General features: G+C 61.0%; 22 protein-coding genes and 1 pseudogene. 9 read left to right on the top strand and 14 right to left on the bottom strand.

Going from position 1 to position 21,840, the window contains the following annotated elements; all coding sequences use genetic code 11:
- The first annotated feature begins 494 nt into the window (after positions 1-494).
- Positions 495-707, top strand: a complete 213-nt coding sequence (locus EJ071_RS21760) for an AlpA family phage regulatory protein (RefSeq protein WP_126099721.1) — start codon at positions 495-497, stop codon at positions 705-707.
- A 36-nt stretch (positions 708-743) separates the two neighbouring features.
- On the opposite strand, the gene EJ071_RS21755 is transcribed toward EJ071_RS21760, so the two are convergent.
- Positions 744-1,406 carry a hypothetical protein gene (locus EJ071_RS21755; RefSeq protein ID WP_126099720.1) on the bottom strand — a complete coding sequence of 221 codons (663 nt, stop codon included), beginning with the start codon at positions 1,404-1,406 and terminating at the stop codon, positions 744-746.
- Positions 1,407-1,495: 89 nt separating this feature from the next.
- On the opposite strand from EJ071_RS21755, the gene EJ071_RS21750 reads away from it, so the two are divergent.
- Positions 1,496-1,810 (top strand): helix-turn-helix transcriptional regulator, encoded by a 315-nt coding sequence (locus EJ071_RS21750; protein WP_224675374.1) that lies wholly within the window; start codon positions 1,496-1,498, stop codon positions 1,808-1,810.
- 156 nt (positions 1,811-1,966) lie between these two features.
- Here the strand turns inward: EJ071_RS21750 and EJ071_RS21745 are convergent, their stop codons facing one another.
- The 7 genes from EJ071_RS21745 to EJ071_RS21715 all read right to left on the bottom strand — a co-directional run bounded on the left by EJ071_RS21745 (position 1,967) and on the right by EJ071_RS21715 (position 10,692).
- The gene (locus EJ071_RS21745; protein WP_126099719.1) at positions 1,967-3,283 is read right to left on the bottom strand and encodes a site-specific integrase; all 1,317 of its coding nucleotides are present in this window, start codon (positions 3,281-3,283) and stop codon (positions 1,967-1,969) included.
- Positions 3,284-3,940: 657 nt separating this feature from the next.
- Positions 3,941-4,831, bottom strand: a complete 891-nt coding sequence (locus EJ071_RS21740) for a GGDEF domain-containing response regulator (RefSeq protein ID WP_189521155.1) — start codon at positions 4,829-4,831, stop codon at positions 3,941-3,943.
- Positions 4,832-4,852: 21 nt separating this feature from the next.
- The gene (locus EJ071_RS21735) at positions 4,853-5,299 is read right to left on the bottom strand and encodes a response regulator (RefSeq protein WP_126099717.1); all 447 of its coding nucleotides are present in this window, start codon (positions 5,297-5,299) and stop codon (positions 4,853-4,855) included.
- Positions 5,296-7,272, bottom strand: a complete 1,977-nt coding sequence (locus EJ071_RS21730) for an ATP-binding protein (RefSeq protein ID WP_126099716.1) — start codon at positions 7,270-7,272, stop codon at positions 5,296-5,298. Before EJ071_RS21730 ends, EJ071_RS21735 begins: the two co-directional genes overlap by 4 nt.
- On the bottom strand, positions 7,269-8,195 hold the full coding sequence (locus EJ071_RS21725; protein WP_126099715.1) for a porin PorA family protein: 927 nt from the start codon (positions 8,193-8,195) through the stop codon (positions 7,269-7,271). The genes EJ071_RS21730 and EJ071_RS21725 overlap by 4 nt, the downstream gene beginning before the upstream one ends.
- Positions 8,196-8,420: 225 nt before the next feature.
- Complete coding sequence (locus EJ071_RS21720) at positions 8,421-9,038, bottom strand: DNA ligase (RefSeq protein ID WP_245459934.1); 618 nt, start codon at positions 9,036-9,038, stop codon at positions 8,421-8,423.
- Between the two features lie 496 nt (positions 9,039-9,534).
- Positions 9,535-10,692 (bottom strand): helix-turn-helix domain-containing protein, encoded by a 1,158-nt coding sequence (locus EJ071_RS21715; RefSeq protein WP_245459933.1) that lies wholly within the window; start codon positions 10,690-10,692, stop codon positions 9,535-9,537.
- A gap of 204 nt (positions 10,693-10,896) precedes the next feature.
- On the opposite strand from EJ071_RS21715, the gene EJ071_RS21710 reads away from it, so the two are divergent.
- The 3 genes and pseudogenes from EJ071_RS21710 to EJ071_RS21700 form a co-directional block, all read left to right on the top strand.
- On the top strand, positions 10,897-11,187 hold the full coding sequence (locus EJ071_RS21710) for a hypothetical protein (protein ID WP_126099714.1): 291 nt from the start codon (positions 10,897-10,899) through the stop codon (positions 11,185-11,187).
- 107 nt (positions 11,188-11,294) lie between these two features.
- A complete protein-coding gene (locus tag EJ071_RS21705) occupies positions 11,295-11,528 on the top strand; it encodes a hypothetical protein (protein WP_126099713.1) in 234 nt (77 codons plus the stop codon).
- Positions 11,529-11,655: 127 nt separating this feature from the next.
- Positions 11,656-12,084, top strand: a pseudogene (locus EJ071_RS21700) (cupin domain-containing protein); the annotation flags it as partial.
- Between the two features lie 67 nt (positions 12,085-12,151).
- Here EJ071_RS21700 and EJ071_RS21695 read toward each other — a convergent pair.
- Positions 12,152-12,607: a carboxymuconolactone decarboxylase family protein gene (locus EJ071_RS21695; protein ID WP_126099711.1), complete on the bottom strand. Its 456-nt coding sequence runs from the start codon at positions 12,605-12,607 to the stop codon at positions 12,152-12,154.
- A gap of 108 nt (positions 12,608-12,715) precedes the next feature.
- Positions 12,716-13,147, bottom strand: coding sequence for an SRPBCC domain-containing protein (locus tag EJ071_RS21690; RefSeq protein ID WP_126102664.1), 432 nt, complete (start codon positions 13,145-13,147; stop codon positions 12,716-12,718).
- A 262-nt stretch (positions 13,148-13,409) separates the two neighbouring features.
- Here EJ071_RS21690 and EJ071_RS21685 point away from each other — a divergent pair, with 262 nt between their 5' ends.
- The 3 genes from EJ071_RS21685 to EJ071_RS21675 all read left to right on the top strand — a co-directional run bounded on the left by EJ071_RS21685 (position 13,410) and on the right by EJ071_RS21675 (position 15,272).
- The gene (locus EJ071_RS21685) at positions 13,410-14,207 is read left to right on the top strand and encodes a copper homeostasis protein CutC (RefSeq protein WP_126102663.1); all 798 of its coding nucleotides are present in this window, start codon (positions 13,410-13,412) and stop codon (positions 14,205-14,207) included.
- Positions 14,207-14,716, top strand: coding sequence for a GNAT family N-acetyltransferase (locus tag EJ071_RS21680; RefSeq protein WP_245459932.1), 510 nt, complete (start codon positions 14,207-14,209; stop codon positions 14,714-14,716). Before EJ071_RS21685 ends, EJ071_RS21680 begins: the two co-directional genes overlap by 1 nt.
- A gap of 70 nt (positions 14,717-14,786) precedes the next feature.
- Positions 14,787-15,272 (top strand): SRPBCC family protein, encoded by a 486-nt coding sequence (locus tag EJ071_RS21675; RefSeq protein ID WP_126099710.1) that lies wholly within the window; start codon positions 14,787-14,789, stop codon positions 15,270-15,272.
- 3 nt (positions 15,273-15,275) lie between these two features.
- Here EJ071_RS21675 and EJ071_RS21670 read toward each other — a convergent pair whose 3' ends face one another.
- The 4 genes from EJ071_RS21670 to EJ071_RS21655 all read right to left on the bottom strand — a co-directional run bounded on the left by EJ071_RS21670 (position 15,276) and on the right by EJ071_RS21655 (position 20,385).
- A complete protein-coding gene (locus EJ071_RS21670; RefSeq protein ID WP_126099709.1) occupies positions 15,276-16,298 on the bottom strand; it encodes an acyltransferase in 1,023 nt (340 codons plus the stop codon).
- Positions 16,299-16,500: 202 nt separating this feature from the next.
- Complete coding sequence (locus tag EJ071_RS21665) at positions 16,501-17,298, bottom strand: xanthine dehydrogenase family protein subunit M (RefSeq protein WP_126099708.1); 798 nt, start codon at positions 17,296-17,298, stop codon at positions 16,501-16,503.
- Positions 17,299-17,412: 114 nt separating this feature from the next.
- Positions 17,413-19,761: a xanthine dehydrogenase family protein molybdopterin-binding subunit gene (locus tag EJ071_RS21660; RefSeq protein WP_126099707.1), complete on the bottom strand. Its 2,349-nt coding sequence runs from the start codon at positions 19,759-19,761 to the stop codon at positions 17,413-17,415.
- A gap of 123 nt (positions 19,762-19,884) precedes the next feature.
- Entirely contained in the window at positions 19,885-20,385 is a 501-nt protein-coding gene (locus EJ071_RS21655; protein ID WP_126099706.1) for a (2Fe-2S)-binding protein, read from the bottom strand.
- A 261-nt stretch (positions 20,386-20,646) separates the two neighbouring features.
- Here EJ071_RS21655 and EJ071_RS21650 point away from each other — a divergent pair, with 261 nt between their 5' ends.
- Positions 20,647-21,834, top strand: a complete 1,188-nt coding sequence (locus tag EJ071_RS21650) for an FIST N-terminal domain-containing protein (protein ID WP_245460348.1) — start codon at positions 20,647-20,649, stop codon at positions 21,832-21,834.
- Positions 21,835-21,840 lie beyond the last annotated feature (6 nt).

Below are 21,840 nucleotides of genomic sequence, written 5' to 3'. Positions count from 1 at the left end.
TGCTCAGATGTTCGCCTCTGGGAAGCGACTTTGTCGGGTTCACGTCCGAGATGAGGCCAACAAGCTGCTGTTCAAAACGTACGAAACTAGGAGGCGATGCCGCTGCGCGCCGTCAGAAGGGCAGTCGACGCCTGCCGAGTCGTCCAAAGGTCGGGCCCAGCGTCCCACTTCGCCCATAAGGGCGTGCAATTGAGGTTGAGGCGCGATCCAAAATGTTCGAAAAGCTTCCAGGAACCCCAGGCAAACTGGACTCTGGCGCAATTGGGCTGCCTCCTGGCAGGGTTTCTTCAGTGTCAGGCCTTCGTTTCGGCCTGAAACTCGCCTTCAATCATGACCTTAGCCGAGGCCGCGGCATTGGACTTTAGACCCGTCCTATTTGCCGCCGTCTCTACGTCGGGCTACGACGATGCGCAAAGCCCTCTTGCGCGCCCGTAACTGTCTCTCCTTTCTGGATCAGGAGCAGCCAGAAACAGCCAGTAGAAGGCAGCACGACCATGCCCGAACCAGACCGTATCATTCGCCTGAAAACCGTCCTTTCCCGGACCGGTCTGTCCCGGTCCACCATCTACCGCAAGATCGCCGAAGGCACGTTCCCACGCCAGATCCAGATCAGTATCCACGGTGCCGGATGGCATGAATCCGCCATCAGCCGCTGGATCGCCAATCCCGCTTCGTGGCGTCCGCAAGACCAGGGCGACAAGTTGTGATGAGGTGATCCACCCTGCGCGAAAGGCTGGCCTTTATCAAAACGCAGCGGTCATGGCGTCGCCGGATCGATATTCATGGTGGCGCGAGAGGTCACCCAGCACAGATCGGATATGCGGCCAGGGGAAATCGTCTGGATGTTCCCAGTGCTCACCGTCACGCAAGATGACCTTGAGCTTGGCCAAAATGCCTTCGATGGACGTGGCCGCTGTCTCCGGTAGATCATCCAGAAGTGCGCTTTCGGCTGTTTCCGATCGCCTGATCAGCTCGTCTGTTCTCGAATAGCCGATCTCATCATCAGCAGCGTCCCAGCGCGCCTGGTGCGCTGCAAAATCCGCAAGCGCCCTGCCCCATTCTACTTCGTTTTCAGGCGAGTAGGCATCGTTCAAGCTTTCGATGGAATGGAGCGTCACGTCCGTACCATCGGCAAGCCGCAGCTTGGCGCAGGGAAAGCCGACCGTCCTGGCGAGGTGTGTCTCCAACCGCTGCTGTTCGCGGCACAGCGCCAGTGTCTCATCGTGGACCTTTTGCCAGTTACCACACAGACGAAGAGCAGGATCGGCCGCGCTGCTGCCGTCCGTCAGTTCGGCGGCCCGCGACTTTACCTGGAAGGGCCATGCCGCCGCGGCCGTGGCCGTACCCGCTAGCAAGCGCCGCCGGGTGACGAAAAACGCACTCATGCTATTGTTGGAATCAGCCATGATCCGAGCTCCTAACAGCTGGGTTGTGGTGAGGCCGCATCGAATGTTCGCGCATTCGGTGCGGCCGCTTTCTGAAAACGAAAGGATTATTGGTTTTTAGAAAGCCACTGTCAACGTTTTCCGAAAAAGCTTGCGATTTTCATGAGTTATTACCAGTTTGCGACATGGATTCTGCTCAATGTCGCGCCGCACGAGCGCTGCTGAAATGGACGCAAGAGGACCTCGCCACCCGCTCCGGCGCGAGTGCTGTTACCATTCGCAATTTCGAAAACGATCGTTCTGTCCCTCAAACAGGAACGCGATACCTCCTCCAAAAAACGCTTGAGAATGCCGGCATCGAGTTCATTCCTGAAAATGGCGGTGGTGTCGGCGTGCGTCTGTCACGGCGTTCCGAAAGGACGTAAGGAGCGGTGAAGTAGCTCCCGGTAGGCAAGGCAAAGCGCGTCCATTAGCCGACGATCATTCGATTGCGGCGGCAGTCAGAGGGATCAAGATCAACCGCGAAGACTTCGGCGAGCAGCAGGAAGGATTCGGGTCGAACGGCGACTGCGCAGACCGGTTCATGCAACCTTCGCTGGCAGAAGTTCGATGTTGCCCTTGCCTGCAATAATGCCGGCAAGCCGATCGGCCCAAAGCTCCAAGGCGTCCCGTTTCTCGCTCATATAGTCGTAGCGCGCATATACCCGCGACGTGACCGTACTCTTGGTCACCGAAACGTGGTTCAACACTTGCCCGACGATGAACGGCGAAATGCCGATTTCTTCCATGCCCGTCGCAGCAGATCGCCGAAGGTCAGGCGGCGTCCACGGTGCAATGCCCATGATCATTGCTACGCCGCGCTCGCTGATCTCTTCTCGCTTCACTGCCTTCGGGACAGATGCGCCGGTGACGGCTGCACGGGCGCCCGGTCCGGGAAAAACGAAAGGCGGTACCGCCCTGCCCTTGCGCTCCGACAGCGCGTTCACGTCTGCGATCTGATCGCCGATGATCCGGATTGCCATTTCGCACAGCGGCACAACATGGTCGCGGCCGTTCTTCGCGCGCCTGGCTGGCATCGTCCAAAGGCCGCGTGTCAAGTCCAGTTCGCCGTGCTCCATGCCGGCGATCTCGCCAACACGCTGTCCGGTAACCAGGCACAGGCGCAGAATGCGGCGGGTGCTTTCCCGCATGTCGGCTTCGGGCAAGGCTGCCCACATCGTTTTGATCTCGTCGGCCGTCAGCACGCGGTTGCGCTCGACCGTTTCGGTCGGCCTCGCCATACCTTCGGTCAAGTTACTGTCCAGATCGCCACGACCGCGCCCCCATCGGATCATGGCGCGAATGTCCTCGAACACCCGGTTCGCCTCAACGGCCGCGCCCCGGTCCTTCACCGCGTCGATCGCCTTGGTGATGTCGCGACGATGCAGGTCCGCGAGCTTCACCTCGCCGATGCAGCCAGATGATGCCTTCTCGACCTTCTTTCCGTCAGCGTCATAGCCGGACACATTCTTGCGCAGCCGGCGCGCAATCTCATCGACCGACCGCCGCGATGATGCCCGGCGGGTGAGATAGCTCTCGACCAAATCAGAGACGGTCATCGAGGCGGCGTGCGCCTTCTTGGCGGCCACAGGGTCGCCGCCCTCTTGCACGCTTGCACGAGTGTCCTTGGCCTTCTGGCGAGCACCCTTGTCGGTGCCGAGCGGTGTCTCGGGATAGGTGCCGAGCTTCAACCATTGCCGCTTGTCGGGCGGCCCGTAAACCACGAACCAGGTCTTTTGCCCACCCGCCGAGACGCGCAGTACAAGACCTTTTACGGTCGTATCGAAATAGTCGGCTTTTCGGCCGGAACCGGCCTTGGCGGCCTGGCAGAATTTGTCGGTGAGTTCGAGTTTCGGCATCTGTCCAGCGACCAATCTTGCTACAAACGGTTTGCCCGGGTTCCGTGAGTGATCTACAGAATAATCTACAAAAAACCACGAGCTTTGTCGATACCGGCTGCGACAGGTCGCGACGGGATGAAGCGCTAATCACTTGTTATCCATAGAATTTTTAGAAATTCAGGCTGTCGCACGCTGATCCAGAAAATCGCATTGGAAACCCTCTGTTAACCGGTTGGTCGCTGGTTCGAATCCGGCCCGGGGAGCCAAGTTTTTCCAAGCGCTACGGATTTTACGCATTCTCAGTAGTTTGCGCATCGCTGCTCCGGGCAACGACTCGGGCAATACGGAACGACTCCTGCCTTTGCCTCTCGCCATCCTCCCTGGCTATCGGAGACGATCCTTTTGATGACTTATCGCACCAGCGTTCTCTGTTCCCCAAAAGACTGACCGCATGATGCTGGTGCACAACCAGTCGTGACTGATCGGCATGAGGCGCGTCTGTTCCCAACCGTTACTTTGCTGCTGGTGTGCCTCGTCCGGCCCGCTTGGGCCTGGCAGAACCCGGCTACGCTGGGTGACTGCCGGCTGTTCGAACGCCTGTTCGTCAAGGTCGCGGAAAACGTGCGTACCGATTCAAATGCCGCAGGGAACCAACCCGAGGGTGAGGAAGGGAGTTTATTGCCGGGCCGCCTTGGTCCGACGGCTATCTTTATCCGCGTACATCGCCTCGTCCGCTTCCGCTATCAAATCGTCGACAGATTTCAATGTTTCCGCTGTCGGATTGTGGTGGGCGAAGCCCAAACTGAGGGCTAGCGCCGGCTCCCCCGTCGCTTCGCGATTGTGATCCTCCACGGCGCTCGTGAGGCGGCGACGCAGAAGTTCGACGGCTGCCCCGTCGACGCCATCCGCCATCGCGATAAACTCGTCGCCGCCGATTCTGGCGATCACATCGGATGCCCGGAAAACGGAACGCAGAACCCCCGCGGTCCTGATCAACGCCCGGTCACCGACCTCATGGCCAAAACGATCATTGATGCGCTTCATGCCGTCCAGATCGACGAAGGTCACCACCAACCCCGTTCCGGTCCTGACGGCGCGCTTCACCACCTCTCTGGCGAGCGCTGCGAAGCCGCGACGGTTGTGAAGGCCGGTAAGGTCGTCGACAAGCGACAGGTCCCTTATCTGCAGCACCATTCTATGGCGCTCCCGGGCATAGCGGATGGCGCGCACGATTTGCTGCCCGTCGATTTGCCCTTTGACGAGATAGTCCTGCGCGCCGTCGCGAACAGCTTGAATCGCCGATCCTTCGTCGTTGAGGCCTGTCAGCACGATGACCGGGACGTCGGGGGCGGTCGCCTGAAATCGCCGAAGCGTATCCAAGCCCGTGCTGTCGGGGAGAGACAAATCGAGCAATACGAGATCGAAGCTCTGATCGGCGAACTGCTCTAGGCCATGGGCCAACCGATTCACTTCAGAGATCACGAAGCTCGTGCCGCTGCCGTCCGCGAGCAGTTCCCGGATCAGCCGAGCATCACCGGGATTGTCTTCAACGAGCAGGATGTTCAACGGGCTTTCGCTCAACTCGCATTACTCCGGCGGTAGCTTCACAATCGAGAGCCAGAAGTTCTCGATCCCCCGTACTACGCGTACAAATTCATCCAGGTCGACGGGCTTGGTGATGTAACAGTTGGCATGCAGGTTATAGCTGGTCAGGATATCTTTCTCGGCCTGCGAAGTGGTCAGCACCGCAACCGGGATACGTCGCAAGTTTTCGTCCGCCTTGATTTCGGCGAGAACCTGACGGCCGTCCATTCGGGGCAGATTGAGATCGAGCAGGATCAGGTCAGGACGCGGTGCGTTGGCGTAGCGCCCTTCCCGCCGCAGCAACGACATGGCCTCGACTCCGTCCTGCACGACGTTGAGTTCATTGCGCACCTTTGCGTCTCGCAACGCCTCGATCGTGAGCCTAGCGTCACCGGGATTGTCTTCGACGAGGAGGATGTTGATGGCGCGTTCAGTCGAGCTGATGTTCATACCGTATCCATTTGAGGTGTCGAAGATGTTGGAGCCACCTTCCGTGCTTGGCTGGTGTCCTCTATATCCCGGCAGGGAAGCGTGAAGAAGAAAGTCGAGCCATGGTTGACCTCAGACTCGACCCAAATTCGACCGCCGTGGCGTTCGACGACTTTCTTGCAAATGGCAAGACCGATGCCGGTCCCCGGATATTCGGCCCGTGTGTGCAAGCGCTTGAAAACGGTAAAAAGCGGCTCGATGTACTTGGCATCGATCCCGATGCCATTGTCCGCGATCGAAAATAGCCATTCCCGGCCGTCTAGTCGAACCGCGATCTCAATTTCCGGGGCGCGCTCGCCACGGAACTTGATGGCGTTGCCGATCAGGTTTTGGAACAGTTGAACCAACTGGAATCGATCGGCATCGATTTTCGGCAGCTCGGACTTTCGGATGATTGCGCCGCTCTCGATCAGCGCCGCTTTGAGGTTCGTCAAGGCGCGCTCGACCACCAGGTTGCAATCGATCGCCTCGAACGCGCTGCCCTGCGTGCTGACACGTGAGTAGACCAGCAGGTCGTTGATCAATGCCTGCATCCGCGCAGCGCCATCCACAGCGAAATGGATGAACTCGTCGGCATCGGCATCCAACCTTCCCTTGTAACGTCTGCCAAGCAGTTGGGTATAACTTGCCACCATTCGCAGCGGCTCCTGCAAGTCATGCGAGGCGACATAGGCGAAGCGCTCCAGCTCGATGTTTGACCGGGCCAACTCACTTGCCCTCAGGTCGAGCTCGCGTGTCTTTTCCGCGACGCGCTGCTCCAGGGTGGCAGCATGCGCTTGCAGCTCGGATTCCCGGCTTTTGAGCGCGGTCGTCATTCGATTGAAGGCACGCGCCAAACGGCCAAGCTCGTCGCTCGAGGACTCGGGCAGCACCACATCCCGTTCACCCGCCTCGACGCGTCTGGCGCCTGCCTCGATGCGCCGAATAGGGTTGGTGATGGTTCGCGATAACAATCCCGACGCTGCCGATGCGACCAGCAAAAGCAGGCCACCAGCGATCGCAAGGCTCTGGCCGAGTTGATAAACAGGGGCAAAGGCTTCGGCCTTGTCGAGTTTTGTGATGAGACACAAACCAAACTTCGGCATCCAGCGATAAACGGTGATCGCCGGAACGCCGCGGTAGTCATTCGACAGATCCAGCCCATCATTGTGGTCAAGGCAGAGCCGGGCCGCCACGCTTCGGTCCGAGGTAAGGATGCTCGCGTCGGCGTCGGTCAGCAGGCGCGGTCTGTTGACAAACTGCTTATGCGTGTCGATCAAGTATGCTTCGTCGGTCGCGCGCAGCCCCGCTCGTCGATCGACGGCACTAGCCAAACTCTCTGTTCCGAGACGGGCGACCAGAACGGCAACAAGTGCACCGTTGCGGGCACGAAGCGGCGTGGACAAGAACGGCGACAACAGGGGGAGGTTCCTTGAACGGTCCGGCACCAGGTACAGGCCAGTGCGGATCTTGCCGTTGGTGAAATAAGGCTCGCCCGCGCCCTGTCGGTCACGATCGGTGGGATCCGTCGCCGTCAGGACTCGGCCCGACTTCGGTTCCATCACAAAAAGGGCGACAAAGTCCTCGCCCCCTCCGGTGCGCGCCGCAAGATCGTCGCGGAAGTCAGCCCAATCGTCGGGCGTCGCATCCGCGGGAAGATCGGCAAGCTTGGTGAAGTCGTCGACAATGTGAGGCGATTCGCTGAGCCCGCGCAGCTCGCTCAGCTGCGCGTCGAGCCAGGACCCGATCGCGGCCTGTTTTTCCAAAGCTCGCGATTGGACCTCGGCAACAACGCTGCTCTCAAGCGCCGCCCTGCCCTGGTTGAAGGCCAGCCATCCGGTCGCGCCGAGAAGAATTGCAGCGAAGAGCGCAAAAAGCAGGCTAAGCTTTTGTGAGATCCCGAGCCGCAAGAGCGGCAAGGCCTCTTGCGGATCTACATGCGGTCGCATGCTCATTCCGCACTCGGCGGCGCGGCGCGGCGAAGCCACAGCAAACCGATCCCCAACCAAACGAGTGCCAGAGCTAGGAGGGCAGCGGGCAGCCAGATTTTCGCCGCCAATATACGCAGTCGGATCGAAGTCGCCGCGCTGAACAGGTCGGCCTTGGACTGCGCGGAATACCTAGCCTGCCAGACACTAAAGTCTCCCATCGACTTCCCCGTGGCCGGATCGACGAAAAAGCTGTGGCCATTATCCGTCATATCGACGAGGGTGCCTGAGACGGGCTCAACCCACAGAAAGCCTTCGCCGTCTGTCCCGACCCCGAAGCGCTCGGGTACGTCGGGAAGATAATCATAGGTCTTCGTCTCGTCGAGGCCCGCAATCGTGAAGCGGTATACTGCGAGCGCCAGACCATCGACCATCTCATTGCGATCGAAAGCCAGGTGTCGTGGACCGCCATAGTAAGGATCCCAGACCTCGTCAGCGACACCCCTCAACTGCGGCGGGAACATGAATTGCCCGCTGCGGCTAAGGTCGCCGTAACCCGCCACATTCTGGCGGGTCTTGCGATCAACGCCATAAAGGCCGGTGGTTTGATAGTTCACCTGACCGGTGTCAGTCGTCCAATCGATATGGCTCTGAACGATGGCAACGTCGCCGGTGGCGCTCAGCACTTGGTCGACACGACGGCCCTGCTGGTGGAACGCGGAGAAGGTCGTATCCGGCGTCTGCCGAAAGCGGCTGTCCGATTCGAGTATGACGCTACCGGTATAGTCTGCCGGCAGCCTCTCCAAGGCTGGTCCAAGGCTCAATCGAACAATCGCTGCGGCAACGATCAAGAACGCTGGTGGCGCAAAGACCCGCAGGAAAGGTATCGAGCGCCGCACCTGCGGCGGAGCGTTCACCATTGCCGATGGATGCGGGGCATCAGCTCCCATCGTTGCTCCTCGGCTCGACAACGGCAATCGCGTTTCGGCACGGATCGCCCCTATGCCGACCAATATTCCATGCGTGCGTTCAGTCTATCTGCGAGCGGTACTACGATATCTGCTTCTCACTAGGTGATCAAGATCAAGGATCTATTGCCCCTTGCGGATTCTCTTGTCTTATCTGCAGCATAGCTAATATTCTGCTTACGATTTCGCCCTCAAGTAATCAGACGGTCAAGTGCAGCGGGCCATCACCCATGTTTTCGACGGTCCGCTCCTGTAGGGGCTATCGGCCCGTTTCGAAATGACGCCATCAAGCCCGGTTTTCCCCATGGCGCGAAGGATCGCCAGCGCGTCGCCCTCAAAATGCTCGCTGTATTGGATCTTGCCGGCGCCAGGCTCAACCAATTGACGCAGCGCTTGCTTGCGCCGCAGCAAGGGCCAGGGGGCAAGATTGCGACCGTCGAGATGGAGGATGTCGAACGCGACGAACACCAGCCGGCTCTGCTCGTTCCAGATCGCAGCTTCCAGCACAGGGGAATCGGGCGTACCCTGCTCGCCTGATACAATCACCTCGCCGTCGAGAATGGCGGCCCGGCATGGCAGTTCGACTGCCAGGGCGATGGGCCAGTATTTTGCCGTCCAGTCCCGGCCGTTCTTGCTGTATAGATGTACGCCGCCCCTATCGATGATGATCTGCGTCCGGTAGCCGTCGAGCTTGGCCTCGTGAACCCACCCCTCATCTTCGGGCGGCTGCTCGACAAGCGTTGGCATCTGCGGCGGAATGAACTTGAGCCGTCCGCCGTCGACCTTGGCACGCTTACTCAATGACGCCACCACTTTGACGGACAAGGGTGGCGCGATCGGCACAGGCGGACCGATATTCCCCCCAACTTGGAAACCTGCCGCCTGTGCCGAGCCCCCGCTAAGCCATTCCGCAACGGAATGAACTCGAGCCGGCCGCCCCCGGCCTTGCACGCTTACTCAACTACGCCACCATCTTTGACGGATAGCGGTGGCGTGATCGGCACAGGCGGACCGATATTCCCCCCAACTTGGAAACCTGCCGCCTGTGCCGTGCCCCCGCTAAGCCATCACGAACATCTACGAATAAGGTCGCATTGTCGTTATCTTCGCATCCGAATACTTGTCCTGGCGTACATATCTCGCGTATCGGCACGGCATCGCTTTGTGCCGCCTCCGAGGGCTCATGCTAATTTGGATTGCCGCCAGCCCCGAAGTCCCGTCGCCCAATTGCGGCATTGCTGACTGGCAGCCGAGAGCATTCCAGGTGGCATTTTAATGAAACCGGTAGTGTCGGCGATCTCAACCGCCGGCGACGCGCTGCTCAGCTTCCAAGCGTCTTGAGCCAGTCTTCAAAGGAAGCAGTCTTTTCACGATTGCCGAGCGAAACAGAGTGGGCGGGGCGCGGCAGTACCATTGTCCTGCGGCCTTCGCGGGGGCTGTAACCGAATTCCTTGCTGAACGCTCGGCTGAAGTTTGCCGCTGAACTGAACCCGAAGGCTTCCGCAATTTCAACAATGCGTCGGCTGTCCGCCGGATCGCTAAGCGCAAGATGGGCTGCCAAAAGTCGGCGGCTTTGAATGTAATGGAGAACACCACCACTCGGTTCGAACAACTGATAGAGGCGAGATCGCGAAACGCCGAGCGCCCGGCACATTGAATCCGGTGTCAGGCGAGCCGCGTCCAGATTGTTTTGGACGTATCGACGCGCTCGCTCCATTAGTGCGACACTCGCCAGTTGTTCGGCCGCCGCGGCATGTTCCGCCGGCGGCGCAAGGCAGGCAATAATCATGCTGCGTGTTGCGTGCACGATGCGGGGCAGATCTTCCGCCGTGAGATTGCGCAGTCTTGTCACGATGCTGTTGATGTAGTCGATCAAAAGGTTAGCGAAGTTGCCGGACAGAATTGAGTTGTTGTTTGCGTCGAGGGTCCCCGCCGCATCGGCGAACAAATCACGCGGCAAATAAAGAAAGAGACTTTCGGATTCCGTTGTCCTTCCGCGAAACGGGTAGCCAAGAGATCTGATCTCCAATTTACCCGGCTGGCCCTCCGCGACGCGGCGATCGACCTCCGTCCATGACCGGCCAGTATGTGGCAATACGACATACCAATGATCGATCGAGCTGGACCTAAGCTTCGCGACAGACCGGATATAACTGTGCGCCGGCGCGCGCTGTTCAACGATCAACATGCCGCCAAGATTCCAAGCCGTGTGGTCGGCGGGAAAGCCGTCGTCCAGCGATTTGTTATCCGGCAACTTGGCCTCGACAAGCGGTGCCACATGCGCTTGCCAAGCGGCAAATTGATCTTTTGGCGCCAGTTCGAGCGTTGAAAAGGACAACGGTTCTAGCGCCGGCGCGAGTGGTAGAGCCGCCTCGTTGTCAGGCTGAACGTCGCGTGGCCAACGGCGTCGCTCACGCTCGGGCGTTTGCCTAGCATGCGCCTCGTCTTGCCTCTTAGCGTCGATCGCGCGTGGTGCCATATCCGATTCCGGTATGCCCATGCCCTCACAATCATGTGGTGTATCCCGGCATCTGGCAAGCCTGTCGGCCGCATCGGCGATCACGCTGGATTACAATAAGAAATGCATCCCGAGACAAGTTTCTGGATGCGACGATAACGACACTCTTCAAACTGGTCCGTATAGATTCCAGCATCGTGAAAGCGATGTTGAGGAGACCACGAAATGAACGAGAAGCTCAAAGGAGAAGCTCGCCGCAAGATAATCCTTGATGGATACGTTAATAACGAACCATTGAAAGACATTGCGGCAAAGCTCGGATGCTCACTGGCAAGCCTGAAAGTCAGCGCCAGCAAACTCGGTTGCACTAGAACTCCAAAGGAGGCGGCTGACTTTCGGCGCGGCTTTCGTATACCGGAAAACAAGCGGCAAGACTATTACCAGCTGATGACTTCAGGGCAATATAGATCTCGCGAATGCGCGCAGATTTTGGGACTATTGACAACGGAATCGTAGATCACCGAGCGATCTTACTACAATTCCGTTGACCATATTATCGCTCAAAGTCTCAGTGACAAGGCCCGCCGCAACGCACGGGCGGCGGGCCTGAAAGGGTCGCTAAAATGCTGCGTCAGCGTTTCAATCGCACCTGTCTTAGTCCTCTCGATCTGGCTGTATGCGAACGCGTGTTCAATCAGGTCTGCGCAGAGGAACAGCTCGATCCTTTGGACCAGGCCGCCGAAATTCTGGCGGTGATGGTTGTGGCCATTTTTCGAAATGCTCACACGAGCGAGCGCGAACTGCTGGAGGCGGTCAAATCCCTCCGGCAAAAGGCCACGGGAATCGGCCAACAGTGATCAGCGGCTCGAGGCGGCGCTGTTCGCCTGCTGGCCTGAAGACGGCTCGCGTTTCCAAAGACACCGCCGTTGCACTTGCGCGCGAATGCATGTCGCGCGATGGTCGCGCAATTTTCGGGGAGGATTCATGCGCAACATTCTGGCATCGGCGCTGCTGTTGGCGGCTGCCTCTTACGCAACCACCGCCAACGCGCTGGACAGTTCCGCCACGCCGGTCGTCGTGACGCCGCTTGCCTCCAAGACGACCACCGCGTCAGGCCAGCCGATCACGCTGCCGCAGAAGAACGTCGAGGTTCAGGTTTCGGCCTATCAGATCGCGCCTGGCGCGACGCTTCCGGTGCACAAGCACCCCTTCCCGCGCTATGCCTATGTCGAGGCAGGCACGCTCAAGGTCACCAATGTCGAGGCCGGCAGCAGCAACACCTACAAGACCGGCGATTTCATCGTCGAGATGATCGGGCAATGGCACCAGGCCACCAATATCGGCACCGATCCGGTGAAGCTCCTGGTGATCGACCAGGTCGAACAAGGCGCCAAGAATACGATCTTGAAGCAGTCGCCGGCAACGGGCTCGGCTGTCCGCGGTCGGGCGCCGCCCCAAGGCGGACGCCCGATCATCCATGTCAGCCCCAGGCGCCCACCGGCTGCCGGGTCGGCGCGTTCAGGCGGTTGAAGGCGTTGATCAGCGCAATCTGGATCACCAGCGCGGCAAGCGCCTTCTCGTCATAGTGGCGAGCTGCCTCGTCCCAGACATCGTCGGACACCGCATCGGAGCGGTCGGCCAATCGCGTCGCGGCCTCCGTCAACGCAAGCGCAGCCCGTTCAGCGCCGGTGAAGTAAGGCGTCTCCCGCCAGGCGGACACGGCAAAGATGCGCTCGTCCTTCTCGCCGGCCTTCTTCAGCTCGCGCGCATGCATGTCGACGCAGACGCTGCAGGCGTTGATTTGGCTGGCACGCAGATGGATGAGCTTGCGCGTCACGTAGGGCACCTCGGCGGCTTCGGTCGACTTGTCCAGCGCCAGCAACGCCTGCAGCGCGCCGGGAATGAGCATCACCGGGTTCTTCAATCTGGCTTCCATGACCTGTCTCCTTTGGTCGTGTTTTCACAGGCCCTAAATGCGCACTGCATCGGGGATTAGGCCTGGTTTGCTGTTGTCAGGGTTACGGCTAGCGCAATGCCGGGAATATCAGCCCTGCCCAGCCGCGACTTGTTCGAGCCGCTCCAGGATACGTGGCCAGCCGCTTCCCATGCCTTTGTAGCCAGGTTCGTCTTGCGGCCTGAAACCGGACTGCTCCATGCGCACCCGTGTGGACGGCCCCTCAGGCGTCAGCGACCAGGTAACAATGGTCTTCAAGCCGCTATCGGACTCGCTTCCGTCGCCCCAGCTGTAGGCGAGCAGATGCGGCGGCTCGACCTTCAGCACCACGCAGTTGACCACCCCTGACCAGCCGGGCATCGGCTTCGCGCGGAAAGTGAAGCGGTGACCTTCAACGGGTTCAAAATCGTTCTCCATCAGCCACTCGGCGACCAGATGCGGAGAGGTCAGAGCGCGCCACACCTTGTCGGCCGCGTGCGGAAGCAGCCGCTCGACAAGGATCGACTTGGTTTCGTTAGTCATCGGTCTTTCTGTGATGTCATTCACGGCATCCTCCTTGTCCGGTTCTCCAACAATGTCTCCTAGCGGAGACATGGCGCTGCTAGGCTGCTGCCTTAAGGAGCGGGTCTGACGAGGCCCATCTTCACCGCCCAGATCAATAACCTATCAGCTATGGATTTATCTATAACCATAGAGTTATTGATGTCAACCGGCTTTGCGCTGCTAGAAGTGGCAGCGCTCCATGGCTGGACCGATCGAAGCGGCTTTCGCGGCAGCCGACCCGATGCTAGGGCTGGTCACCCTATTGAAGCATGGATGGACACTTGTGATTGACGCCCGACAGCCGCTGATCGAAATCTGCGTCGAAGGCATCGATGGGCTGCTTGCCGCGCAGGCCGCCGGCGCCGACCGGGTCGAGCTTTGCGCCAGCCTGGTCGAAGGCGGCATCACGCCGAGCCTCGGCACGGTGCGCGTCGCGCTCGAACGCGCGACTATCCCGTTCCATGTCATCGTGCGTCCACGCGGCGGCGATTTTCTCTATAGCGAGGCGGAATACCGATCGATGCTCACCGATGTCGGGGCGCTCCGCGATCTCGGCGTGGCCGGCGTCGTCGTCGGTTGCCTGACCGCTGACGGCGCCATCGACGAGGCGCGCATGAGCGAGCTGGTGCGGGCGGCCGGCCCTCTCAACGTCACCTGCCACCGCGCCTTCGACATGACGCGCGATCCAACCGAGGCGCTCGAAGCGCTGATCCGCTGCAAGGTCGGCCGCGTGTTGACCAGCGGTCAGCGCGACACGGCGCTGGAAGGCGTTGACCTGCTGGCGCAGCTCGTTCGCCAGGCTGGCGAGCGTATCATCATCCTCGGTTGCGGCGGACTGGCGCCCGACAATATCGGCGAAGTCCTGCTGCGGACCGGACTGACCGAGATGCATTTCGCAGCGCTTGCCGACCTGCCGAGCGCCATGCGCTACCGCAACCCGCATGTCGGCATGGGCGGCGCCGATCTCGATCGCGAATACCGCAACACGGTGACCGACGAAACGCTGGTGGCGGCAACGATCGCGGCCGCGAGGGCTTGATGGTTGAGACGATGTCGAAGGATCGGCTGCCGATCGAACGCGTCTTGCCCGCCGACGAGCCCGCCATCCTCACCCTCAACAACCAGCATGCCGCCGAACTGTCCTGGCTCGAGCCTGAGCGGTTGTCGTTCCTGATCGGGCAGGCTTTCTACACGCGCCGCATCGGCGCGCTCGAAGCCTTCATCATGTGCTTCGATCAGGACGCCCGCTACGACAGCCCGAATTTTCTCTGGTTCCGCAAGCGTTATCCGCGCTTCGTCTATGTCGACCGGGTGGTGGTCGCGGCCGAGGCGCGTGGCCGTGGCCATGCCCGCCGGCTCTATGAGGATCTGTTCGGGCATGCCCGGCGCGCCGGCCACACGATCGTCACCTGCGAGGTCAATGCCGATCCGCCGAACCCAGCCTCGGACGCCTTCCACGCGGCGCTTGGCTTCGCAGAGGTCGGCGATGCCGTGATCCATGGCGGCAAGAAATCGGTGCGCTACTACGCCAAGCCCGTCGCCGGCTGAACCACAAACATCGCTGGCTCCGAAAACAAGCCAGAGCTAATGTAGCCGCTCGCTGGCTTGGGGCCTTGTCATGCCGAGCAATGTTTTTCGCTTTGACGAGAGCTGGGACATCCCGGAGGGGACACCGCAGGAAGTGTGGGATGTGCTGTCCGATGCCGAGTTGCTGCCGCGCTGGTGGGGCGACGCCTATAAGGAGGTCGAACCCCTCGACAAAAAGGGCAAGGGCGTCGTCGGTTCGAGGGCGAGAGCCAGGGCGCGAGGCGCCCTGCCCTATGAGCTGAATTTCATCATCGAGGCGGCCGAGCTCGAGCCGGGCCGTCTGGTGGTGGTGAAGACTTTCGGCGATTTCGACGGCCTATGGCGAGCGGAATTGTCGCCGTCCGGAACCGGAACGCGTGTGAAGCTCACCTGGCAGGTCATCGTGGAAAGGCCGATCCTCAAATTCCTGGCGCCACTGCTCAGGCCGGCCTTTGCCTGGAACCATCGCTGGACGACGCCGCGCGGCGAAGCCGGGCTTCGTCGCTATCTCGCCGCACAAAAGAACGGCAGGGCCTGAAACTCACCAATTGCGGTTGAGCCAGCCGCGGGCGGGTTTTTCGACGATGTAGTAGCTCGCCAGCGCGCAGGCGAAGACCGCGGCCAGCATCGGGATCGGTGTGACGTCCCGATCATAGACGAATTTGTAGAAGGGCTGCTGCCAGAGATAGAGCGAATAGGACCACAGCCCCAGCATCACCATCGGCCGCGACGACAGCAATCCGGTGAGATACCCGCCGGCGAAGTCGAGCATGTTGACGGCGAGCGCGAGCAACGGCACTCCCAGCAGATAGTGCACGGGCGTCGGCACCGGATCGAGGAACAGCAAGACCGCGCCCGCGGCCGCCGCCAGCGCCACATGCCGATTCCTGAGGAATGCCGGCAGCCGTCCGTCGGCCTTGAGCAGGCAGATCGCCGCCGAAAGCAGGATCGAGGCGATATGCACGTCGGTGCGCCAGTAGCTGGTCTCGTAGTCCATGCCGAAGGCCCAGTAGGAGATGGCGCCGTTGGCCATCGCCAGCAGCGACAGCGCCACAAGCAGCCGCACGACATTGGTGCGCCCCGACACCACCACGCTGATCAGCGCCAGGATGACATAAGAATGCTCCTCGATGGCGAGCGACCAGATATGGTCGAGCGCCCCAGCGCGGTTAATGAGAATGCCGGCATAATTGTAGGTGAAGGTCAGTGCCGTCAGCGCTGCCTTCCATTTGAAGGCGATGAAGGTACCTGAAAGGCCGACCATGGCGGCAATCACGAACACCAGCAGCGCCGGATAGATGCGCGAGAACCGGCGCTTGAAGAATTTCTTCAGCGGAAAGCGCTCGATGAACAGGATCTCACCCATCAGCCGGCCGCTGAGCACAAAGAAAAACTCGACGCCGAGAACCCCAAGGTTGATTCCCGGAACCGGAAAGAAATGGCCGATCAGCACGAGCGCGATCGACAGGCCGCGCCAGCCGTCGAGATAGGCCAGCCTTGTCCGTGCCGCTCTGTCGGCTGCGGCTCGCGGCAGGACACCGGCCGTCGCGGAGATGTCGGTCATGCCCGTCCTTCGCAACTCGAGGCCCCGGCACGGAACAGCCGTGCTCGGAACCGCTTCGTTTCCCGCCGCATTTATTTTGCAGTGCGGGATAATCTTGTGCAAGTGCGAAGCCGCGAATTCTCAGGTAATTCCTGCCAAGTTATTGCGAATACGAAAGAAAAAGGGGCCCGATGGCCCCTTCCTGCAGCCAGATTGAGAGCGTTCAGGCGTTGGCCGCGGCCACCGCGCGCTTCGCCATAACCGCGATCAGATTGGCGCGGTAGTCGGCAGAGGCATGGATATCGCTCATCAGGCCCTTCGCCGGCACCTTGAGGCCGTCGAGCGCCGAGGCGTCGAAATTCTTCGCCAGCGCCGCCTCGATTTCCCTGGAGCGGAAGACGCCGTCGTCGCCGGCGCCGGTCACCGCTGCCCTCACCCCATCCTTGCCCTTGGTCACGAACACGCCGACGATCGCGTAGCGCGAGGCCGGGTTGCGGAATTTTTCGTAGGCCGCCTTGGCAGGCGCGGTGAAGGTCACCGCCGTGATGATCTCGCCGTCCTTCAGCGCCGTTTCGAACAGCCCCTTGAAGAATTTGTCGGCGGCGATCTCGCGCTTGTTGGTGACGATGGTCGCGCCCAGCGCCAGCAACGCCGCCGGATAGTCGGCGGCAGGATCGTTGTTGGCGATCGAGCCGCCTATCGTGCCCTTGTAGCGCACCGCCGGGTCGCCGATCAGCGAGGCCATATGCGCGAGCGCCGGACAGGCCTTCTTCAGCTTCTCGTCGGCGGAGACATCGTAATGCGTCGTCGCGGCACCTATGGTGACCGTCTTGCCGGACACCTTGATACCTTGCAGCTCCTTCAGCCGCGACACGTCGACCAGGTCGGAAGGCGCCGCGAGCCGCGTCTTCATGGCGGGGATCAGCGTCATGCCGCCGGAGAGCAGCTTCGCGTCACCGCTCTTCAACAGCTTGGCGGCGTCGGCAACTGAGGCGGCGCGGTGGTAGTTGACGGAATACATGTCTTTTTCTCCCTTTGGGAGAAAGCGAGTAGGGTGTAGTGAGTAGCGAATAGAATTGCTCCACCTGCACTGCTCTCTGTCCCTATTCGCTACTCCCTATTCGCTATTCGCTTTTCAATGCTTCTTGGCGTGGATCGCCGACCACACGGTCGACGGCGACGCCGGCATGGCGATGTCGACGACGCCGAGCGCATCGGTGATAGCGTTGATCACCGCCGGCGGCGAGCCGATGGCGCCGGCCTCGCCGCAGCCTTTGACGCCGAGCGGATTGCCCGGACACGGCGTGTTCGAGGTCGACACCTTGAACGACGGCAGGTCGGCCGCGCGGGGCATCGTATAATCCATATAACTTGCCGTCAGCAGCTGGCCGCTGGCGTCATAATACGCGCCTTCGAGCAGCGCCTGGCCGACGCCTTGCGCGATGCCGCCATGCACCTGCCCCTCGACGATCATCGGATTGATGATATTGCCGAAGTCGTCGGCCGCGACGAACTGGATGATCTCCGTCAGGCCGGTTTCCGGATCGATCTCGACCTCGCAGATGTAGCAGCCGGCCGGGAAGGTGAAGTTGGACGGATCGTAGAAGGCCGTTTCCTTCAGGCCCGGCTCCATGCCGGCAGGCAGGTTGTGGGCGGTGTAGGAGGCAAGCGCCACCTGGAACCAGGGCAGGCTCTTGTCGGTGCCGGCGACCTTGACCTCGCCATTCTCGATGACGATGTCGCCCTCATCCGCTTCGAGCAGATGCGCCGCGATCTTCTTGGCCTTGGCTTCGACCTTGTCGAGCGCCTTGGCGACCGCCGACATGCCGACGGCGCCCGAGCGCGAGCCGTAAGTGCCCATGCCCATCTGCACCTTGTCGGTGTCGCCGTGGACGATCGAGACCGAATCGATCGGCACGCCGAAGCGCTGGGTCACCAATTGCGCGAAGGTCGTCTCGTGCCCCTGGCCATGGCTGTGCGAGCCGGTCAGCACCTCGATCGTGCCGACCGCGTTGACGCGCACCTCCGCCGATTCCCACAGTCCGACGCCGGCGCCGAGCGAACCCACCGCCGCCGACGGCGCGAGACCGCAAGCCTCGATGTAGCAGCTCATGCCGATGCCGCGCAGCTTGCCCTGCTTGGCGGCGTCCGCCTTGCGCTTGGTGAAGCCGGCATAGTCGGCGGCCTTCATCGCCGCGTCGAGAGAGGCGCCATAGTCGCCCGCATCATAGTTCATGATCACCGGCGTCTGGTGCGGGAACGATGTGATGAAGTTCTTGCGCCTGAGTTCCGCCGGCGACACGCCAAGCTCGCGCGCGGCGGTCTCCATCATGCGCTCGAGGACGTAGGTGGCTTCCGGCCGCCCTGCCCCGCGATAGGCATCGACGGGTGCCGTGTTGGTGTAGACGGTACGCACGTTGGCGTGGATGGCCGGGATGTTGTACTGGCCCGACAGCAGCGTGGCGTAGAGATAGGTCGGCACGCAGGACGAGAACAGCGACATGTAGGCGCCGAGATTGGCTATCGTGTCGACCTTGAGGCCGGTGATCCGGTTATCCTTGTCGAAAGCCATCTCCACGGTCGAGACATGGTCGCGGCCATGCGCGTCGGAAAGGAAGCTTTCGGTGCGGTCGGCGACCCATTTGACCGGGACACCGGTCTTCTTCGACGCCCAGAGACAGACGATCTCTTCCGGATAGATATAGATCTTGGAGCCGAAGCCGCCGCCAACGTCCGGCGCGATCACCCGAAGCTTGTTTTCCGGCGCGACATTGTAGAAGGCGCTCAGCACCAGCCGCGCGACATGCGGGTTCTGCGAGGTCGTCCAGCAGGTGTAATGGTCCTCAGCCTTGTCGTAGTGGCCAAGGGCAGCGCGCGGCTCCATCGCATTCGGCACCAGCCGGTTGTTGACGATCTTCATGCGCGTGACATGCGCCGCCGACTTGATCGCGGCGTCGGTTGCCTTGCCGTCGCCCAGCTCCCAGTCGAAGATCAGGTTGTTCTCGGCTTCGGCATGGACCTGCGGCGCGCCCTTTTCGAGCGCCTTGGTCGCCTCGACCACCGCCTTCAGTTCCTTGTAGGTGATCTCGACCGCTTCCGCGGCGTCGCGCGCCTGACCCTTGGTGTCGGCGATGACGATGACGACAGCGTCGCCGACATAGCGCACCTTATCCACCGCGAGGGGCGACCATGCGCCCATCTTCATCGGCGTGCCGTCCTTGGAATGGATCATCCAGCCGCAGATCAGGTTGCCGATGCCGTCCGCCTTGAGCTCCTTGCCGGTCAGCACGCCGACGACGCCGGGCATGGCTTGCGCTTGTCTGACGTCGATCTTCTTGATCTGTGCATGCGCGTGCGGGCTGCGCACGAACACGGCATGCTTCATGCCGGGCACCACCATGTCGTCGACATAGCGGCCGCCGCCGGTGATGAACCTCTTGTCTTCCTTGCGCGCCACGCGAGCGCCGACACCTTCGATACCCATTGCGGAAATTCCTCCCGAAAATAGCGAGTAGTGAGTAGCGAATAGCGAGTAGTGAATGGATGGAGCGAAGGGCAGCCGGAGGAACCGACTATTCGCTACTCCCTATTCGCTACTCGCTCAGTCTCACGCCGCTTGCCTAGCTTTACTCCTCGACCCCTTCGCCATCGCTTGCGATGCGGCAAGGATCGCCTTGACGATATTGTGGTAGCCGGTGCAGCGGCAGATATTGCCGTCGAGTTCGGCGCGCACGGTGGCCTCGTCGAGGCCTTCCGGATGATGCGCGATCATATCGGTCGCCGCCATGATCATGCCCGGCGTGCAGAAGCCGCATTGCAGCCCGTGATGCTCCTTGAATGCCGCCTGCACCGGATGCAGATCGGCACCGTTCGCCAGCCCCTCAATGGTGACGATGGTCGATCCAGAGGCCTGCACGGCGAGCATCGTGCAGGATTTCACGGCCCTGCCGTCGACATGCACGACGCAGGCGCCGCATTGCGAGGTGTCGCAGCCGACATGGGTACCCGTGAGGCCGAGATGTTCCCGTAGGAAATGCACGAGCAGCGTTCGGTCTTCGACGCTCCCGCTGACCCGTCTGCCATTCACCGTCAACGACACGTCCGACATGCAACCTCCCCTGGGTACTACCTTGGTTCATCGCGTTGCCGATGCCGTGCTTGTGCTTCGGCAGTGCGCTATTTTCGTACCGTACAACGGGCAAAACAGCGCTGCCAGCGCACCTTCCATTGTACTTTCGGTCATGGCAAAAGCGCTGTGCGGCGCAGCAACCGGCCCATTGCCAAAACCGGGATTGAAGGCAAAGATGCCTTCGACGCGCGCGTGCCTGGCACGCATAAAAAAGACACGCATAAAGACAGCGTCGGAGGAATTGGAGGAGAAGGCAAGCTGGCCAGTTCGAGCACGCGCTATGCATGCGGCCTCTCGGCGCTCACCACGGATGAGCCCGACCCAGATGCTTTTGCCAGGGCCATCGCGGCCGAAGCGGCAGCCGTCGATGCCGGCTTCGCGCTGCTCTTCTTCTCCCAAAGCCTCGTCGACGCGGCGGCACTTGCGCAGGCACTGAAGCTGCACGCGCCGTCGCTCGACTATGCCGGCTGCTCGACCGCAGGCGAGATCACTCCGCAAGGGCTCGAGGAAGGACATATCCTTGCCCTGCTTTTGCCTTCCGCCTCGTTCTCCGTCGTCAGCACTATGGTCGAGGACATCTCTTCCTCCGGCATGGACAGTATCACCGGCGAGGTCGCCGCGCTGAGGCGCCTGCTGCGCGGCCGCGTCGGCCAGGAGCGGGCCAAAAGCGTGTTCGCGCTCTGCTTCATCGATGGGCTCTCATATGCCGAGGAAGCGGTCACCTCGGCCATCCACTGGGGACTGGATGACATTCCGCTGATCGGCGGGTCGGCGGGCGACGACCTGAAATTCGAAACGACAAGGCTGATCTCGAATGGCAAGGTCGCTTCCGACAGCGCCATCGTCGTGCTGGTCGCGACCGAGATCCCCTTCCATGTCTTCAAGACCGACAATTTCATCCCCACCGACGAGAAGCTGGTGGTGACGGCGTCCGATCCCGATCATCGAATCGTACGCGAATTCAACGCCACCAACGCTGCGGAGGAATACGCCGCCTCCGTCGGCATGGTGCCGCAGGCGCTGACACCCTTAAGCTTCGCGTCCCATCCTGTCGTGGTGAAGGTTGGCGGCGAATATTATTGCCGCTCGATCCAGCGCATGCATGCCGACGGCTCGCTGTCCTTCTACTGCGCCATTGACGACGGCGTCGTTCTGTCCATCGCTCAGCCCAAGAACATGGTCGAGGCTACGCGCGCTGCCCTGCTGGATGTCGAGCGCAAGCTCGGCGGTATCGACATGGTGCTCGGCTTTGACTGCGTGCTGCGCCGGCTCGACGCGCGCAACCGCCAGGTCTTCCGCGATATTTCCGAGCTCTATCGGACCAGCAACGTCATCGGTTTCGGCACTTATGGCGAGCAGTACCGCTCGATGCATCTCAATCAGACCTTCACCGGCATCGCCTTCGGTGAGCGTCGGGCGGCCGAGTGAACTGCC

Origin of the sequence: Mesorhizobium sp. M1B.F.Ca.ET.045.04.1.1, from assembly GCF_003952465.1 — a bacterium.
In the GTDB taxonomy this organism is placed as follows: domain Bacteria; phylum Pseudomonadota; class Alphaproteobacteria; order Rhizobiales; family Rhizobiaceae; genus Mesorhizobium; species Mesorhizobium shonense.
Note: the sequence above shows the minus strand (reverse complement) of the source record. Positions and strands in the feature narration are given on the sequence as shown.

Bases quoted from the DNA above. Each gene is read 5' to 3' on its own strand.
- EJ071_RS21655 (WP_126099706.1), bottom strand. From the start codon at position 20,385: ATGTCGGACGTGTCGTTGACGGTGAATGGCAGACGGGTCAGCGGGAGC.
- EJ071_RS21755 (WP_126099720.1), bottom strand. From the start codon at position 1,406: ATGGCTGATTCCAACAATAGCATGAGTGCGTTTTTCGTCACCCGGCGG.
- EJ071_RS21715 (WP_245459933.1), bottom strand. From the start codon at position 10,692: ATGGCACCACGCGCGATCGACGCTAAGAGGCAAGACGAGGCGCATGCT.
- EJ071_RS21665 (WP_126099708.1), bottom strand. From the start codon at position 17,298: ATGTATTCCGTCAACTACCACCGCGCCGCCTCAGTTGCCGACGCCGCC.
- EJ071_RS21685 (WP_126102663.1), top strand. From the start codon at position 13,410: ATGCTAGGGCTGGTCACCCTATTGAAGCATGGATGGACACTTGTGATT.
- EJ071_RS21670 (WP_126099709.1), bottom strand. From the start codon at position 16,298: ATGACCGACATCTCCGCGACGGCCGGTGTCCTGCCGCGAGCCGCAGCC.
- EJ071_RS21680 (WP_245459932.1), top strand. From the start codon at position 14,207: ATGGTTGAGACGATGTCGAAGGATCGGCTGCCGATCGAACGCGTCTTG.
- EJ071_RS21660 (WP_126099707.1), bottom strand. From the start codon at position 19,761: ATGGGTATCGAAGGTGTCGGCGCTCGCGTGGCGCGCAAGGAAGACAAG.
- EJ071_RS21705 (WP_126099713.1), top strand. From the start codon at position 11,295: ATGCTGCGTCAGCGTTTCAATCGCACCTGTCTTAGTCCTCTCGATCTG.
- EJ071_RS21675 (WP_126099710.1), top strand. From the start codon at position 14,787: ATGCCGAGCAATGTTTTTCGCTTTGACGAGAGCTGGGACATCCCGGAG.
- EJ071_RS21710 (WP_126099714.1), top strand. From the start codon at position 10,897: ATGAACGAGAAGCTCAAAGGAGAAGCTCGCCGCAAGATAATCCTTGAT.
- EJ071_RS21745 (WP_126099719.1), bottom strand. From the start codon at position 3,283: ATGCCGAAACTCGAACTCACCGACAAATTCTGCCAGGCCGCCAAGGCC.
- EJ071_RS21690 (WP_126102664.1), bottom strand. From the start codon at position 13,147: ATGACTAACGAAACCAAGTCGATCCTTGTCGAGCGGCTGCTTCCGCAC.
- EJ071_RS21760 (WP_126099721.1), top strand. From the start codon at position 495: ATGCCCGAACCAGACCGTATCATTCGCCTGAAAACCGTCCTTTCCCGG.
- EJ071_RS21695 (WP_126099711.1), bottom strand. From the start codon at position 12,607: ATGGAAGCCAGATTGAAGAACCCGGTGATGCTCATTCCCGGCGCGCTG.
- EJ071_RS21735 (WP_126099717.1), bottom strand. From the start codon at position 5,299: ATGAACATCAGCTCGACTGAACGCGCCATCAACATCCTCCTCGTCGAA.
- EJ071_RS21725 (WP_126099715.1), bottom strand. From the start codon at position 8,195: ATGGGAGCTGATGCCCCGCATCCATCGGCAATGGTGAACGCTCCGCCG.
- EJ071_RS21730 (WP_126099716.1), bottom strand. From the start codon at position 7,272: ATGAGCATGCGACCGCATGTAGATCCGCAAGAGGCCTTGCCGCTCTTG.